14 protein-coding genes are annotated in these 15,057 nt (G+C 56.5%); 10 read left to right on the forward strand and 4 right to left on the reverse strand.

Translation table 11 applies throughout. The features are described 5' to 3' along the window. Positions 1-43: 43 nt before the first annotated feature. From rna to uspG, 3 genes are all read left to right on the forward strand, one after another. A complete protein-coding gene (gene rna / locus ABLV64_RS16825) occupies positions 44-841 on the forward strand; it encodes a ribonuclease I (RefSeq protein ID WP_004885850.1) in 798 nt (265 codons plus the stop codon). A gap of 178 nt (positions 842-1,019) precedes the next feature. Beyond that, positions 1,020-1,430: a nucleoside diphosphate kinase regulator gene (gene rnk, locus ABLV64_RS16830; RefSeq protein ID WP_004885849.1), complete on the forward strand. Its 411-nt coding sequence runs from the start codon at positions 1,020-1,022 to the stop codon at positions 1,428-1,430. Between the two features lie 188 nt (positions 1,431-1,618). Then, entirely contained in the window at positions 1,619-2,047 is a 429-nt protein-coding gene (gene uspG, locus ABLV64_RS16835) for a universal stress protein UspG (RefSeq protein ID WP_002894401.1), read from the forward strand. Between the two features lie 77 nt (positions 2,048-2,124). Here uspG and ahpF read toward each other — a convergent pair whose 3' ends face one another. Both ahpF and ahpC read right to left on the reverse strand, forming a co-directional pair. Further along, a complete protein-coding gene (gene ahpF / locus ABLV64_RS16840; RefSeq protein ID WP_017899084.1) occupies positions 2,125-3,690 on the reverse strand; it encodes an alkyl hydroperoxide reductase subunit F in 1,566 nt (521 codons plus the stop codon). A 242-nt stretch (positions 3,691-3,932) separates the two neighbouring features. Beyond that, the gene (ahpC, locus tag ABLV64_RS16845; RefSeq protein WP_002894394.1) at positions 3,933-4,496 is read right to left on the reverse strand and encodes an alkyl hydroperoxide reductase subunit C; all 564 of its coding nucleotides are present in this window, start codon (positions 4,494-4,496) and stop codon (positions 3,933-3,935) included. A gap of 410 nt (positions 4,497-4,906) precedes the next feature. Between ahpC and dsbG the strand changes: the two genes are divergently transcribed. The 4 genes from dsbG (at position 4,907) to ABLV64_RS16865 (ending at position 8,716) form a co-directional block, all read left to right on the forward strand. Beyond that, positions 4,907-5,656 carry a thiol:disulfide interchange protein DsbG gene (gene dsbG / locus ABLV64_RS16850; RefSeq protein ID WP_004885845.1) on the forward strand — a complete coding sequence of 250 codons (750 nt, stop codon included), beginning with the start codon at positions 4,907-4,909 and terminating at the stop codon, positions 5,654-5,656. Between the two features lie 179 nt (positions 5,657-5,835). After that, a complete protein-coding gene (locus ABLV64_RS16855; protein WP_049093813.1) occupies positions 5,836-6,768 on the forward strand; it encodes a LysR family transcriptional regulator in 933 nt (310 codons plus the stop codon). 113 nt (positions 6,769-6,881) lie between these two features. Next, positions 6,882-8,105 (forward strand): DUF3440 domain-containing protein, encoded by a 1,224-nt coding sequence (locus ABLV64_RS16860; RefSeq protein ID WP_004885837.1) that lies wholly within the window; start codon positions 6,882-6,884, stop codon positions 8,103-8,105. Beyond that, positions 8,090-8,716 (forward strand): ParB/RepB/Spo0J family partition protein, encoded by a 627-nt coding sequence (locus tag ABLV64_RS16865; RefSeq protein ID WP_004885834.1) that lies wholly within the window; start codon positions 8,090-8,092, stop codon positions 8,714-8,716. The genes ABLV64_RS16860 and ABLV64_RS16865 overlap by 16 nt, the downstream gene beginning before the upstream one ends. Here the strand turns inward: ABLV64_RS16865 and ABLV64_RS16870 are convergent, their stop codons facing one another. Continuing rightward, positions 8,717-9,862, reverse strand: coding sequence for a pyridoxal phosphate-dependent aminotransferase (locus tag ABLV64_RS16870; protein WP_074384386.1), 1,146 nt, complete (start codon positions 9,860-9,862; stop codon positions 8,717-8,719). 141 nt (positions 9,863-10,003) lie between these two features. On the opposite strand from ABLV64_RS16870, the gene mtnC reads away from it, so the two are divergent. Together mtnC and ABLV64_RS16880 are read left to right on the forward strand one after the other, a co-directional pair. Then, on the forward strand, positions 10,004-10,693 hold the full coding sequence (mtnC, locus tag ABLV64_RS16875; protein WP_004885828.1) for an acireductone synthase: 690 nt from the start codon (positions 10,004-10,006) through the stop codon (positions 10,691-10,693). Then, positions 10,690-11,232, forward strand: coding sequence for a 1,2-dihydroxy-3-keto-5-methylthiopentene dioxygenase (locus ABLV64_RS16880; protein WP_004885825.1), 543 nt, complete (start codon positions 10,690-10,692; stop codon positions 11,230-11,232). Before mtnC ends, ABLV64_RS16880 begins: the two co-directional genes overlap by 4 nt. Positions 11,233-11,358: 126 nt before the next feature. Here the strand turns inward: ABLV64_RS16880 and ABLV64_RS16885 are convergent, their stop codons facing one another. After that, on the reverse strand, positions 11,359-13,668 hold the full coding sequence (locus ABLV64_RS16885; RefSeq protein WP_004885823.1) for a molybdopterin-dependent oxidoreductase: 2,310 nt from the start codon (positions 13,666-13,668) through the stop codon (positions 11,359-11,361). 408 nt (positions 13,669-14,076) lie between these two features. Here ABLV64_RS16885 and ABLV64_RS16890 point away from each other — a divergent pair, with 408 nt between their 5' ends. Next, positions 14,077-15,057, forward strand: coding sequence for a sugar ABC transporter substrate-binding protein (locus ABLV64_RS16890; protein WP_008805613.1), 981 nt, complete (start codon positions 14,077-14,079; stop codon positions 15,055-15,057).

Genomic DNA, 15,057 nt, shown 5'->3' on the forward strand with positions numbered 1-15,057 from the left:
ATAACCCCCCGTTATCTTTTGCCATCCACAATCAGGAATAAACATGTTCAGGAAGGAATTCGCCGCGCTTGCCCTTGTGCTTACCGCCACTCAGGCCGGCGCTGAACCGCTCACCGCGACGCGATACGCTGATTTTGACCGCTATGTCCTGGCCCTCTCCTGGCAAACCGGATTCTGTCAGAGCATGTATGACCGTAACCGCAATGAACCGGAAGAGTGTCGCCTGCAGCAGGAAACCGCGAATAAAGCCGATTTTCTGACCGTGCATGGCCTGTGGCCCGGGCTGCCAAAGTCCATTGCCGCGCGCGGAGTGGATGAACGACGCTGGATGCGCTACGGCTGCGCCACGCGCCCGGTGCCCGACATGCCGGAGGTGAAAGCGAACCGCAAATGTCAGGCGGCGGAGACCGGGTTGTCGCTGGAGATGGCCAACAAACTGAATAGCGTGATGCCGGGCGCGGGCGGCACCTCCTGCCTCGAACGTTACGAATACGCCAAACATGGCGTCTGCTTCGGCTTCGATCCCGACAGCTATTTTGGCACCATGGTGCGCCTGAATGGAGAAATTAAGCGCAGCCCGGTAGGCGATTTCCTTGCCAAACACTATGGCCAAACCGTTAGCCGCGCCGACTTCGACGCCGCTGTGGCCCGCGCCTGGGGTCCGCAGAGCGTGAAGGCGTTTAAATTAACCTGTAACGGTAATCCGGCCTATTTGACCGAGATGCAAATCTCGCTCAACGCCGCGACCATCAATGCCCCGCTGGCCACTTCCGCCTTTTTGCCTCAGCCTCACCCAGGTAACTGCGGCGCGCAGTTTATCCTCGATAAGGTTGGCCACTAGCGCGACGCGGCGTGCTGACCAGAAAACGTCGTTCGCCGGGGGGCGTTGCGCGCTGATTGTGCGTTTCATCACTTCAAACTGCCGGCAACTCTCAGTATGATGGGAGAACCTTAACCCTTGCCTTTTTCGGCGAGGGTTTTCTTTTACGGACAGGTTCCTGGATAACATGGAGTATGCAATGACCAGACCCGCAATCATCATTAACGAACTGGATGCCGAACGTATCGACAGGCTGCTGGAGCAGCCAGCTTTCGCCAGCTCGCCGGTTGCCGATGCCCTGAACGACGAGCTCGACCGCGCGCAAATGCTGGCGCCGGAAGCGATGCCGCACGATGTCGTCACCATGAACAGTACGGTTAAATTCCGCGATTTAACCAGCGGCGAAGAGCGCGTGCGGACGCTGGTGTTTCCGTCGCAGGTGACCGACAGCGCCAGCCAGCTCTCGGTCCTCGCGCCGGTGGGCGCCGCTCTGCTCGGCCTCAAGGTCGGCAGCACCATTCACTGGGAGCTGCCGGGCGGGGCGTCGACGCACCTGGAAGTGCTGGCGCTGCTGTACCAGCCGGAAGCCGCTGGCGAATTCCACCGCTAATCTCCGCTGCCTGAGGCGTATCGCGCTTTATTCAGAGGATGTCCACACATCCTCTTTCTGCTGTCTTGCCCCCCGCTAACCTTTTTTTACGCTTTGCGCCTGCCTGACTGACAGTTTTGCGACCTGAATGACACAATATCCGCATATAATATGTTGATATAGACGCAAACGAACAAGGAGGATTGCATATGTATAAGACTATCATTATGCCGGTTGATGTCTTTGAGATGGCGCTGAGCGATAAAGCCGTCCGGCACGCGGAGTTTCTGGCCCAGCAGGACGGGGTAATCCATCTGCTCCACGTATTACCCGGTTCAGCGAGCTTCACCATGAGCCGGTTTACCGCCGACCTGCGGCGTTTTGAGGAGCATCTGCAGCATGAGGCGGAAACCCGCCTGCAGACCATGGTCAGCCATTTCAGCATTGACCCCTCACGTATCAAGCTGCATGTGCGTTTCGGCAGCGTGCGCGACATGGTCAACGAACTGGCCAGTGAAATAAACGCCGACGTGGTGGTGATTGGCTCACGCAATCCCTCCATCAGTACCCACTTGCTGGGATCCAACGCCTCGAGCGTCATCCGTCATGCCCATATCCCGGTGATGGTCGTCAGGTAAGGGTGAGGAAAAAGAGCATAAAAAAAGAGGCTACCCCAGGGTAGCCTCTTGGTTATGCAGGTCTATTGTCTGACTTGTTATGCGGTTTTCGTGCGGATCAGGTAGTCAAAGGCACTCAGCGACGCTTTCGCCCCCTCCCCTGCCGCGATAATAATCTGCTTGTACGGCACAGTGGTGCAGTCACCGGCGGCGAATACGCCTTTGACGTTGGTTTCGCACTTCGCATCGATGATGATCTCACCCATACGGTTACGCTCAACCGCGCCTTCCAGCCAGGTGGTGTTAGGCAGCAGGCCGATCTGCACGAAAATCCCCGCCAGCGCGACATGATGCTCATCGCCGCTCACCCGGTCACGGTACTGCAGACCGGTGACCTTACTGCCGTCGCCTTTCACTTCCGTAGTCTGCGCATTGAGAATGATATCGACATTCTTCAGACTGCGGACTTTATCCTGCAGCACCTGGTCGGCCTTCATCTCCGGTGCGAATTCCAGCAGGGTCACGTGCTCCACGACGCCCGCCAGGTCGATAGCCGCTTCCACGCCGGAGTTACCGCCGCCAATTACCGCCACGCGTTTGCCCTTAAACAGCGGACCGTCGCAGTGTGGGCAGTAGGTTACGCCCTTGGTGCGATACTGATCTTCGCCAGGCACGTTCATATTGCGCCATTTCGCCCCGGTGGCAATGATGACGCTGCGCGCCTTCAGCACCGCGCCGGAGGCGGTTTCGATCTGGTGCAGGCCGCCCTCTGTCGCCGCCGGCGTCAGTTTGGTCGCGCTCTGGGAGTCGATCACATCGACGTTATAGTCGCTAACGTGCGCTTTCAGGGCCCCGGCCAGCTTCTGGCCTTCGGTTTTCGGCACCGAAATGTAGTTTTCGATATCCACGGTATCCAGCACCTGGCCGCCGAAGCGTTCGCCCATCAGGCCGGTACGAATCCCTTTACGCGCAGAGTAAACCGCGGCCGCCGCGCCGGACGGGCCGGAACCGACGATCAGCACATCGTAAGCGTCACGCTGATTCAGCTCTTCCGCTGCGCGTTTTTCCGCACCGGTATCCACTTTGGCGACGATTTCCGTCAGCGTCATCCGTCCCTGACCAAACTCCTGGCCGTTCATGAACACCGCCGGCACGCCCATCACGTTGCGCTCGGTGATCTCATTCTGGAACGTCCCGCCGTCAATCGCCGTATGTTTGATACGCGGGTTGAGCACCGCCATCAGGTTCAGCGCCTGGACCACGTCCGGGCAGTTATGGCAGGAGAGCGAGTAGTAGGTTTCAAACTCAAAGTCGCCATCGATATCGCGGATCTGCTCCAGCAGAGACTGGGCCTCTTTCGACGGATGACCGCCGGTCCACAGCAGCGCCAGCACCAGCGAGGTAAACTCGTGGCCCAGCGGGGAGCCCGCAAAGCGTGGGCCCTGGTCGGAACCTGGGTTAGTAATCAGGAACGATGGCTTGCGTACCGCCAGCGTGTTGTCTTCTTTAAAGGTGACTTTGTCTGACAGTTCAGCAATTTCAGCCAGCAGTTCCCTGATTTCTGCCGATTTAGCGCTGTCATCCAGCGTGGCAATCAGCTCAACAGGCTTAGTCAGCTTCTCAAGATAGGCCTTGAGCTGGGTTTTCATGTTGGTGTCGAGCATTGTTATCTCCTGGGCTTAAAACATCATCATGCAAGCGGCCTTGTCAGGCTGCCTGAATGCGCTTGCATCATGGTGTTGGAATAAAATGGGCGCCAAAGCGCCCTGATAATCTACGCATTTTCCTGAGCATGTCGCGCCAGAGCAAGGCGGCTAGCCTGAGAATCCCCGGGAGCTTACACCTGTAAGTGACCGGGGTGAGCAGGCAACGCCAACGCCGCTATAGCGTGAAAGGCGACGGAAATTTAGATTTTACCGACCAGGTCCAGAGATGGAGCCAGCGTCGCTTCGCCTTCTTTCCATTTCGCCGGGCACACTTCGCCTGGGTGGGAAGCAACATACTGCGCCGCTTTGATTTTACGCAGCAGGTCAGACGCATCACGGCCGATACCTTCAGCGGTAACTTCGATTGCCTGGATGATACCCTGCGGGTCAACCACGAAGGTGGCGCGGTCAGCCAGACCTTCATCTTCACGCATGTTGTCGAAGTTACGGGTCAGGGCGCCAGTCGGGTCGCCAATCATCGCGTATTTGATTTTCGCGATGGTTTCAGAGCTGCTGTGCCACGCTTTGTGGGTGAAGTGGGTATCGGTAGAAACAGAGTAAACGTCTACGCCCAGCTTCTGCAGTTCTTCGTAATGGTCAGCCACGTCGCCCAGTTCGGTCGGGCAGACGAAGGTGAAGTCAGCCGGATAGAAGAAGAAGACGCTCCAGCGGCCTTCGGTGTCTTTCTCGGTGACTTCGATGAATTCACCATTTTTGAATGCCTGATTTTTGAACGGTTTGATTTTGGTGTTAATTAAGGACATCTATACTTCCTCCGTGTTTTCGTTGAGGTCTAAGTTAACGAATTTTTCCTGACCCGACCAATGCGTTTACATTATCGAATCAATAAGCGTTATCTAACAACCGGAACAAGACAACTTTGTGAACCTGGCGACGCGTTCAGCGCTGTTCGCTGTTTTTCGCATCATTTGCCGCGACAAAAGTAAAAAGGCCACCTTTTCAGGCGGCCCCGTTACCTGAAATACCCGAAGGTAGGTTCAGCGCCAGTCAGACTGGCTATGTGTTGCGCTCTACATTACCTTAATGTAACAGCATCCAGGATTACATCACCCACGCCAGGAAAGGGCAATCCGTCGTTCTGCTGATCCTGCCTATAACTGTAATAGGTTTGGCAATCTTTCTTCCTTTCCTGCTGATTTTACAAGGAATACTCATGTTAAAACGTCTGCTGTTGCTCAGCCTTTTGCCTTTTTGCAGCTATGCGGAAGAACTACCCGCCCCGGTAAAAGCTATTGAAAAACAAGGAATTACTATCATCAAACCCTTTGACGCGCCGGGGGGAATGAAAGGCTGGCTGGGTAAATACCAGGATATGGGCGTCGCCATCTACCTCACGCCAGACGGCAAACATGCCATTTCCGGCTATATGTATGACGAGAACGGCAACAACCTCAGCGAGCAGTTGTTTCAAAAAGAACTCTACACGCCGGCGGGACAAGAGATGTGGAAGAAGATGGCCAGCGCCCACTGGCTGCAGGATGGCAACAAAGACGCCCCCATCGTGCTATATGTCTTTGCCGATCCCTTCTGCCCTTACTGCAAACAGTTCTGGCAGCAGTCCCGTCCCTGGGTAGACGCCGGTAAAGTGCAGATCCGCACCCTGCTGGTGGGCGTGATCAAGCCGGAGAGCCCGGTCACTGCCGCAGCGATTCTCGCCAGTAAAGATCCGGCGAAAACCTGGCATGATTACGAGCAATCGAACGGCAAAATGGCCCTGACGATCCCAAAGGCTATCCCGCCCGAGAAAATGAAAATGCTCAACGTCAATCAGCAGCTGATGGACGATCTGGGGGCCAACGTCACGCCAGCCATTTATTATATGAATAAGGACAATATGCTGCAGCAGGTGGTCGGCCTGCCGGATAAAGAGAAGCTACAAATTATGATGGGTGAAAAGAAATAATCTTATTGTGGAGTGGCGCCAGACAACAACCACCGCTGGCGCCGCTATCGACAATAAGATATATTAAGCAAAGCTTAATATTACTGGCCAAAAATAAATTCACACCACGCATATTAAGCCATTCAACATTCTTATTATGAATATTTCAATTCGCACTGATAATACACAGGACTGCATTAATGGCAAATCTTTACGACCTGAAAAAGTTCGATTTAAACCTATTGGTTATTTTTGAGTGTATATATCAACATTTAAGCATCAGCAAAGCGGCGGCGACGTTATTTATCACCCCGTCGGCGGTGAGTCAGTCATTGCAGCGTCTGCGCCAACAATTAAATGATCCGCTATTTGTTCGGGTCGGGAAAGGCATGACGCCCACCACCGCCTCCGTCAATCTTCATTATCATCTGCAACAAAACCTTGAACAACTCGAAAAAACAATCAATCTCAATAAACGCACCGAACTGCGAAAGCGTATTGTGATATATGGCCCGCCGCTGTTCTGTTCAGTAAACAGCCATTTTATGATTAACCAGCTCTGTCATCAGGCTAATTTACAGATTGAGCACCATAACCTGACCACCACGGAATCGGCGGAGGAGTTGCTGGCGTATCGCCAGGCGGATCTGGTATTCACCCGAATGCCCATCAACAACCGCGCTACTATTTGTCAGCCCTATAAGACGGTGCAGACGCTGGCGTTGTGCCGGATGGACCATCCGCGGCGTGAGGAACTCACATCGGTTGAAGCGCTGGCGCAGGAGTTTTTTACCCACTACATCACCAACGATCCCGTGATTCAGCGCGTTCAGCAGAGCAGCATGCCGTGGCTGAACCCGAACAATATCGCCTTTCGCAGTGACTCGTTTATGACCATTCTTAATATGATCAGTAAAACCGACTTAATTGGCTTCGTTCCTTCCTATTTATTTGATTTTATTTCACCCACTATGCAGCTTCACGTCATCAATATAGACAATCTCTTCCCGGATATCACAATATACATTAACCACCATCATTCATCTTCGCAGAATCATTTCTTATCTGAATTAATCAGCATTCTAATGGATGATAGAGTAGCATCACAACCACAAATTAATAACAATGGATAACATATCCACTATTTACCCCACATTGTCCGAATAAAAAAACGACCATTAAACTCCCGGCCCTCATCGTTTATACTGACCAAATGGGAATATCTCGTATTAAAGGATTAATGGTCATGTCGTTTATTAAATATCCCTTACCGGAGTCGGTGCTGCAGGCGACGGAGCAGCGGATCCAATGGGTTCTGGATAATTTTTCACGCGTTTGCGTCTCTTTCTCTGGCGGAAAAGACTCCACCGTTATGCTGCATTTAACCGCGCAGGCAGCTCGGTTACAGGGTAAGAAAATCAGCGTACTGTTTATTGACTGGGAAGCACAGTTCTCTTGCACCATCGCCCACTGTGAAAAACTGCGCGCCCTGTATCAGGATGTCATCGACACCTTTTACTGGGTCGCCCTGCCGCTCACGACCCAAAATGCCCTGACGCAGTATAAGCCGCAATGGCAATGCTGGGAGCCCGGAGCCCGCTGGGTCCGCCAGCCGCCGCCAGGGGCGATCGCCCACCCGGATTATTTCCCCTTCTACCAACCCGGAATGAGCTTTGAGGCTTTCGTCAGCCATTTTGCCGAGTGGTTTTCCCAGCGGCGGCCCGCCGCCGTGCTGGTGGGCATTCGGGCTGATGAGTCGCTGAATCGCTTTATGACCATCTCTTCCCAGCGCAAACAACGCTTCGCTGACGATAAACCGTGGACCACCTCGGCGCCGGGGGGACACGCCTGGTACATCTACCCGCTCTATGACTGGAAAACCGCCGATATCTGGACCTGGTTTGCCAGAAGCGGCCAGCCCTATAACCCGCTGTACGATCTGATGTATCAGGCCGGGGTGCCGCTGCGCTACATGCGCATCTGCGAACCCTTCGGTCCGGAGCAGCGCCAGGGGCTGTGGCTGTACCATGTGCTGGAGCCGGAACGCTGGGCCGCGATGTGTCAGCGGGTCAGCGGCGCGCACAGCGGCGGCGTCTATGCCGGGCATGACAATCAGTTCTACGGTCACCGAAAAATCGACAAACCCGACCATTTGACATGGAAAAGCTATGCTCTTTTCCTGCTCGACAGCATGCCGGAAACCACCGCCGAGCACTATCGCAATAAAATCGCCGTCTACCTGCGCTGGTATCAGAAAAAAGGGATGGAAGATATTCCCGACACCCAGCCCGGGGACATTGGCACAAAGGATATCCCCTCCTGGCGACGAGTCTGCAAAGTGCTGCTCAATAACGACTACTGGTGCCGTCAGCTCTCGTTCAGTCCGACCAAAAGCAGTCACTATCAGCGCTACCGAAAACGTATGGAAAAACATCGTCAACAATGGGGGATATTATGCAACAACAACTAACGCAGGCGCTGGACGCTTTCCTGCAAACGCTGGATGATGAAGCGCGCATCGAGGCTATCAACGCGTTTCGCCATGTGCTCCACCAGCGCAGCCCCTTCCGCTCCCAGCCGGTTGACTGCGTGCTGTGGGTCAAACAGGAGCAAGTCGCCCCCAATGACTACAATCCGAACAACGTGGCGCCGCCGGAAAAACGTCTGCTGCAGACCTCGCTGGAAGCCGATGGCTTTACCCAGCCGGTGGTGGTCATCCGCCAGGGTCCGCAGGCGTATACCATTGTCGATGGTTTTCACCGTCATGAACTGGCCTGCAGCAAAGCGTCATTGAAAAATGCCCTGCATGGCTATCTGCCGGTGACCTGTCTGCCGAATGAAACCGCCTCCCGCGATGGGCTGATGGCGGCAACCATACGCCACAACCGGGCGCGGGGACGTCACCAAATCCACGCCATGTCGGAGATTGTGCGCGAGCTGACCCGGCTCGGCTGGACACCGCAAAAGATCGGCAAAGAGTTGGGGATGGATGCCGATGAGGTACTGCGTCTGAAGCAAATCAGCGGCCTGACGGAAATGTTCGCCGGCCGCCAGTTCTCTCAGGCATGGACCATTAAATAACTATAGCTGGCACAAACGCGCCGCCGCGGCCAGCAGGGTCTCCGGTTGTTTAGCGAAGCACAAACGGATCAGCTTGTGCGGGAACGGGTCGGCGCAGAAGACGGAGAGCGGGATCGCCGCCACCCCAACCTCTGTCGTCAGCCAGCGGCAGAAGCTCACGTCGTCAAGATCGGAGAGGGCGCTGTAGTCCGCCAGCAGGAAGTAGGTGCCCTCACATGGCAGGAGTTTCAGCCGGCTGGGGCGCAGCGCCTCAATAAACAGATCGCGGCGTTCACGATAAAACGCCGGCAGCTCGAGATAGTGCTCTGGCGCCTCGCGCAGCATATCGGCGATCGCCAGCTGCGCCGGGGTATTCACCGAGAAGGTCAGATACTGATGAACCTTACGCAACTCCGCGCTGATGGCCGCCGGGGCCACGCAGTAGCCAACCTTCCAGCCGGTCATATGAAACGTTTTGCCAAACGAAGAGACTGCCACCGCCCGCTCGCGCAGCTGCGGATGCGCCAGCACGCTGGCGTGGCCGTTTTCGGCAAAGTTGATATGCTCATAGACCTCGTCGCTGAGAACATAGATCTCACGTTCGGCTATCGCCTGCCACAGGGCGGCAAAATCCTCGCGTTGCCAGACCGTGGCCGAGGGGTTGTGCGGGGTGTTGAGGATCACCAGCCGGGTTTTGTCGCTCAGCGTCGCGGCAAACTGCTGCCAGTCGACGCGAAAATGCGGCGGCTGAAGGGCAATACGGCGTAATTCGCCGCCGGCCAGCGCCACCGCGGGAGCATAGCTGTCGTAGCTGGGATCGAAACAGACCACCTCGTCGCCACGGCGCACCAGGGCGGTGATCGCCGCGTACAGGGCCTCCGTCGCCCCGGCGGTGACCGTGATATCGCTGTTGACGTCGGGTCGATATCCATACAGCTCCGCCGTCTTGTCAGCGATCGCCTCGCGCAGCGCCGGCACGCCGGTCATCGGGGCATACTGATTCGCCCCCTGCGCCACGTGGTACGCCAGACGCTCCTGAAGATAGCGCGGGCCGTCAAAATCGGGAAAGCCCTGAGATAGGTTGATGGCCTGATGCTGCTGGGCCAGGGCGCTCATCTGGGTAAAAATGGTGGTACCGAGCGCCGGAAGTTTACTCTCTGGAATCAACGGGTTATTGCTCATTCTTGTTTTACCGATTGTAATGCTGTTGTTGAAGCCACTATAACACGATGTTAATATTTGGCAATCAAGACGCTTAGACGTCTAAATGCTAATGTTATTCCACGCTACGCCCACTCTGGAGAAACCATGATCCGCGCCATCGTGACCGACATCGAAGGCACTACCAGCGATATCCGCTTCGTGCATAACGTGCTGTTCCCCTACGCCCGCGAACGACTGGCCGGCTTTGTGACCGCTCAACAGCACGCTGAGCCGGTGAGAACGATTCTCGACAACTTGCGCCGAGAGACAGACTCCCCCGCCGCCAGCACCGCCGACCTGATTGCTACCCTCTTCGCCTTTATGGACGAAGACCGTAAATCCACTGCGCTGAAGGCACTCCAGGGGATCATCTGGCGCGATGGCTACCTCAACGGCGACTTTACCGGCCATCTCTACCCGGACGTGCTGCCGGCGCTGGAGAAGTGGAAAGCACAGGGCATTGATTTGTATGTATATTCTTCTGGCTCCGTGGCAGCGCAGAAATTGTTATTTGGCTACAGCGATGAAGGTGATATTACTCATCTGTTTACGGGCTATTTCGATACCCTGGTAGGCGCTAAACGCGAAGCGCAGTCCTACCGCAACATTGCTGAACACCTGGGCCACGCCCCCGGGGCCATCCTGTTCCTGTCGGATATCCATCAGGAACTCGACGCCGCCGAAGCCGCGGGGTTGCGCACTGTCCAGTTGGTACGCGGCGATCGCGACCCGGCAAGCCACCACCCTCAGGTTCAGCGTTTTGACGACATTCATCCGGAGCAGATCCCAGCATGAGCGCATTAACCCTATTTTCTGTGACCGATCCGCAAACGCCGGTCTGGCACAGCACCGACGCCAAAGCGATTCAGGAGCAGCTTAACGCCAAAGGCGTCCGTTTCGAACGCTGGCAGGCCGACCGCGACCTCGGCGCAGACCCCAGCGCAGAAACGGTGATTGCCGCCTATCAGCATGCGATTGACAAACTGGTCGCCGAAAAGGGCTATCAGAGCTGGGACGTCATCAGCCTGCGCGCCGATAACCCGCAGAAAGAGGCGCTGCGGGAAAAATTCCTGAATGAGCACACCCATGGCGAAGACGAGGTCAGGTTTTTTGTCGAGGGCGCCGGTCTGTTCTGCCTGCACATTGGTGACGAGGTGTTCCAGGTGCTGTGCGAAAAGAACGATCTGATTTCGGTTCCTGCCCACACTCCGCACTGGTTTGATATGGGATCAGAACCGAACTTCACCGCCATTCGCATTTTTGATAACCCGGAAGGCTGGATCGCCCAGTTTACCGGCGACGATATCGCCAGCGCCTACCCACGGCTGGCGTAACGTCGTCCTGTCATCCATTACCGCCTGGTCAGGAGCCTTAAACTGCCTGGCCCGCGCTTTCCCGGAGGCGGCGCATACTGCGCCTTCTCCGGGCTATCCGCCCCGCCGCCGGCGATCCTCCCACGCTTAAACCGCAATAAACTTCGGCGGGTCAAAGGCGGTGATCGGCGGCAGTTCCTCTCGCCACGGGGCGATTTCCACCCAACAACTCTGGGCGCTACAGCCCTGCCCCAGGCGCGAACTGCCGCGATCCGCGGTTAACACGTTGGGATTACCGTGCTTATCGAGGGTTCCTTTTTCATTCGGATCCAGAGGGTCATACCAGGCGCCGGTGGACATCTGTACCACCCCCGGCAAAATCTGTTCACTCAAATGCACGCCCGCCAGAATCGCCCCGCGGTCGTTATACACCTTCACCACGCTGCCTTCGTGGATGTCTCTTGCCTGCGCGTCCCGCGGATGCATCCACAGCGGCTCGCGTCCCTGAATTTTCGTCGCCCGACTGACGCTGCCGTGATCATACTGGCTGTGCAGGCGGGCGCGTGGCTGACTGGAGAGCAGATGAAGCGGCCAGCGCGCCGCCTCCAGTCGTTGCCGGGCAGCCTCTTCCTCATCCCACCAGGGATGGCCAGGGCATTCGCGATAGCCAAACCCGGCGACGGTAGAGGAAAAGAGTTCAATCTTGCCGGAGGGCGTGGAAAGCGGATAGCGCTGCGGATCGGCGCGAAAATCGGCGAGAAAGACCTGCGGCCGCTCCGGCGCGCTGTACTCCAGCACCCCTTGCTGCCAGAAATCCTCGAACGAGGGCAGCGCAATGCCCTCCTCCTGCGCCCGCGGCCTTGACTCCTCATAGAGATGGCGCAGCCACTGCCCGGCGTCCCGCCCCTCGCTGAACAGTTCTCCGAAGCCCAGCCGCCCGGCAAGATCGCGGAAAATAGCGTAATCATCACGCGCCTCGCCCACCGGCGGGATCTGCGCGCTCATGGCAATCATAAATCCGTCATGACCGCCGCTGCCGATATCCTCTCGCTCCAGCGAGGTGGTAGCCGGCAGGACGATGTCAGAGAATTTGGCCTGCGCGGTCCAGTACTGCTCATGCACCACCACCGTCTCCGGACGGCGCCAGGCCTCGCACAGTCGGTTAATATCCTGGTGATGGTGAAACGCATTGCCTCCCGCCCAGTAGACCAGACGGATGTCGGGATAATGCAGCAGCTGACCGTCGAACTCATAGGCTTCTCCCGGGTGCAGCAGCATATCGGACAGCCGCGCCACCGGGATAACGCTGTCCACCGCATTTTCGCCGGCGGGCAAGCGCGGGCCGGAAAACGCTTTTCGCACCGCCCCCGCCAGGTTGGTACAGGCATAGCCAAACCCGAGGCCGCCGCCCGGCGTGCCGATCTGTCCCAGCAGCGCGGTCAGGGCCACCGTCGCCCAGTAGGCCTGCTCCCCCTGACGGGCGCGCTGGATGGACCAGGAGATATTCACCATCGTCCGGTGGCGGGCCATCTCCCGCGCCAGCTCGGCGATGCGCTGGGCGTCAAGGCCGGTAATTGCCGCCGCCCACGCCGGTGTTTTCGCTATGCCGTCATGCTCGCCCAACAGATACGCGCGGTAAGGGGCAAACCCGACGGTATGGCTGGCGATAAACGCCTGGTCGTAGAGGGACTCAGCGATCAGCACATAGCTCAGCGCCAGCAGCAGTGCGGTATCGGTGCCCGGCCGAATGGCCAGCCACTCGGCGTCGGGCACCGCGCTGAGGTCATTGCGCACCGGACTGATATTAATAAACCGCGTGCCGTTGGCCTGCATCTTATCCAGCCAGTACGGCAACATATGGTCATTGGCGCCGCCGCCGTTGACCTGGGCATTGCGCAGCGGCAGGCCGCCAATCGCGACAAACAGCTGACACTCCCGCGCCAGCTCGGAAAAATGGGTATGCTGACGATGCAGCGGGCTCAGCGGCCCAAGGATATGCGGCAGAATACGCTCGCCCGCGGCGCTGCTATAGGTATTGGTGCTGGCGGTATACCCGCCAAAGCCCTTAAGAAAACGATGCAGCTGGCTCTGCGCATGGTGAAAGCGCCCGGCGCTGGCCCAGCCGTAGGAGCCGCCGTAAATCGCCTCATTGCCGCAGCGCGCCTTGACCGAGCGCAGCTCGCGAGCCACCAGGTCCAGGGCCACCTCCCAGCTGACTTCGACAAAGGGCTCCTTGCCTCGCCCTTCTCGTGACGCCGGCCCGTGCTGCAGATAGCCGGCGCGTACCGCCGGGCGACGAATGCGCGTTTGGCTGGTCACCGCGTCGGGGAGCGACTGACCGATGCGTGAAGGGTTTTTATCCCAGGGCACCGGCTTAACCGCCACGATCTCGCCCTCGCGGCTCTCCACCTGCCAGGTTCCCCAGTGCATCACCGTATAATTATGCTGTTTCTTCATAGCGCCCGCGTTCTTCTCAGCCTAAGGTTCGTTAAAATAAAGCGGGGAAATGCAGTAATATTGCTTACCCGGCCAGACATTGCGCTGCTAAAAAAAGCTTTAGCCCGCGCAATCTTCTCTTTTTCTCTGTAGATGCCGTATTTCCCATACACTCATAATAAACAGAAAATTGTCTTTATCTGCTAAATAAACACGGAACAAGCCAAAAATAAAACCACAAAATAAAAAGGCCTATCCGCCATCATGAAATATTTTCAGGTTCTTCATGACAAAATAAACTTTTTCTCTGGCGTTTCCGCGATATAACATTGCCGGCATAACTTAGACTTATTTTGTATTTGAGGTGGCGAGGTGCTTCTTGTCATGCTACCGGTCCGCAACCACCTTCATCACAGGATCATAATAACAATGTCGCAGAAGAGAAAATTATTGCCTGCCGCGCTGGGACTGCTTTCCCTTGCCTCGCTGAGCGTCACTGCCGCGGACGCCCTCTCCTTACAGGGAAAAACCATTGGCGTTGCCGTAGTAGGCACCCAGCATTTCTGGGATCGCGAAGCTTTTAAAGGCGCGACAGAGGAAGTGGAGAAACTGGGAGGCAAAGTCATTGGCGTCGATGGCGGCCGGGATAATCAGGTTCATGCCAATAATCACGATATTTTACTGTCACGCAAGGTGGATGCGGTAATTAGTATTCTCGGCGACAGCGCCGTCGAACCCAAATTTAAAGCATTACGTGATGCTGGTATCCCGGTATTCACCGTGGATCATGTTTCACAATATTCGGTCAATAATACCACCTCCGATAACTACACTCTGGGCTCCACCATCGGTCGCTACATGGCGGACGAATTAGGTGGTAAAGGCAACGTCGCTGTATTTAATGCGTTCTCCAGCGCGCTGCGTATTTGCGGAATTCGTTACGATCAGTGGAAATATGTCCTTAAGGATTACCCGGATATTCATATTATCCAGCCCGAGCTCGCGGAACAGTTCGCCAACTCGCCGGAAGACGCGCGGAAGAAAACCCTCGAATTACTCAGCCAGTATCCGAAAGGCAAACTGGACGCCATCCATGTCGCCTGCTGGGATCAACCGGCCATCGGTATCGTCCAGGCGCTGGAAGAGACCGGCCGTGATAAGGACGTGAAAGTGACGGCCATCGACGCCGGTCCGGAAACGCTGGAGATCATGGCGGAGCCCGGCAGTCCCTTCGTGGCTAACGTCGCGCAGCAGCCGCATCTGATCGGCCAGACCTCCGCCGACAACGTGGCCCGCTACTTTGCCGGTCAGAAACTGCCGGTGCAAACCTTTATCCCGGTGATACCGGTGAAAGGTCCGCAGGAAGCGAAAGCGGTGTATAAACAGTTGGGATACGGCGAACTGCAGTGA

It is taken from the genome of Klebsiella sp. JB_Kp031, assembly GCF_040064295.1.
Taxonomy (GTDB): Bacteria; Pseudomonadota; Gammaproteobacteria; order Enterobacterales; family Enterobacteriaceae; genus Klebsiella; species Klebsiella quasipneumoniae.

Coding starts and splice junctions, on each gene's coding strand:
- rnk (WP_004885849.1), top strand. CDS start 1,020: ATGACCAGACCCGCAATCATCATTAACGAACTGGATGCCGAACGTATC.
- ABLV64_RS16890 (WP_008805613.1), top strand. CDS start 14,077: ATGTCGCAGAAGAGAAAATTATTGCCTGCCGCGCTGGGACTGCTTTCC.
- dsbG (WP_004885845.1), top strand. CDS start 4,907: ATGTTAAAACGTCTGCTGTTGCTCAGCCTTTTGCCTTTTTGCAGCTAT.
- uspG (WP_002894401.1), top strand. CDS start 1,619: ATGTATAAGACTATCATTATGCCGGTTGATGTCTTTGAGATGGCGCTG.
- ABLV64_RS16885 (WP_004885823.1), bottom strand. CDS start 13,668: ATGAAGAAACAGCATAATTATACGGTGATGCACTGGGGAACCTGGCAG.
- ABLV64_RS16860 (WP_004885837.1), top strand. CDS start 6,882: ATGTCGTTTATTAAATATCCCTTACCGGAGTCGGTGCTGCAGGCGACG.
- ahpF (WP_017899084.1), bottom strand. CDS start 3,690: ATGCTCGACACCAACATGAAAACCCAGCTCAAGGCCTATCTTGAGAAG.
- mtnC (WP_004885828.1), top strand. CDS start 10,004: ATGATCCGCGCCATCGTGACCGACATCGAAGGCACTACCAGCGATATC.
- ABLV64_RS16855 (WP_049093813.1), top strand. CDS start 5,836: ATGGCAAATCTTTACGACCTGAAAAAGTTCGATTTAAACCTATTGGTT.
- ABLV64_RS16880 (WP_004885825.1), top strand. CDS start 10,690: ATGAGCGCATTAACCCTATTTTCTGTGACCGATCCGCAAACGCCGGTC.
- rna (WP_004885850.1), top strand. CDS start 44: ATGTTCAGGAAGGAATTCGCCGCGCTTGCCCTTGTGCTTACCGCCACT.
- ABLV64_RS16865 (WP_004885834.1), top strand. CDS start 8,090: ATGCAACAACAACTAACGCAGGCGCTGGACGCTTTCCTGCAAACGCTG.
- ahpC (WP_002894394.1), bottom strand. CDS start 4,496: ATGTCCTTAATTAACACCAAAATCAAACCGTTCAAAAATCAGGCATTC.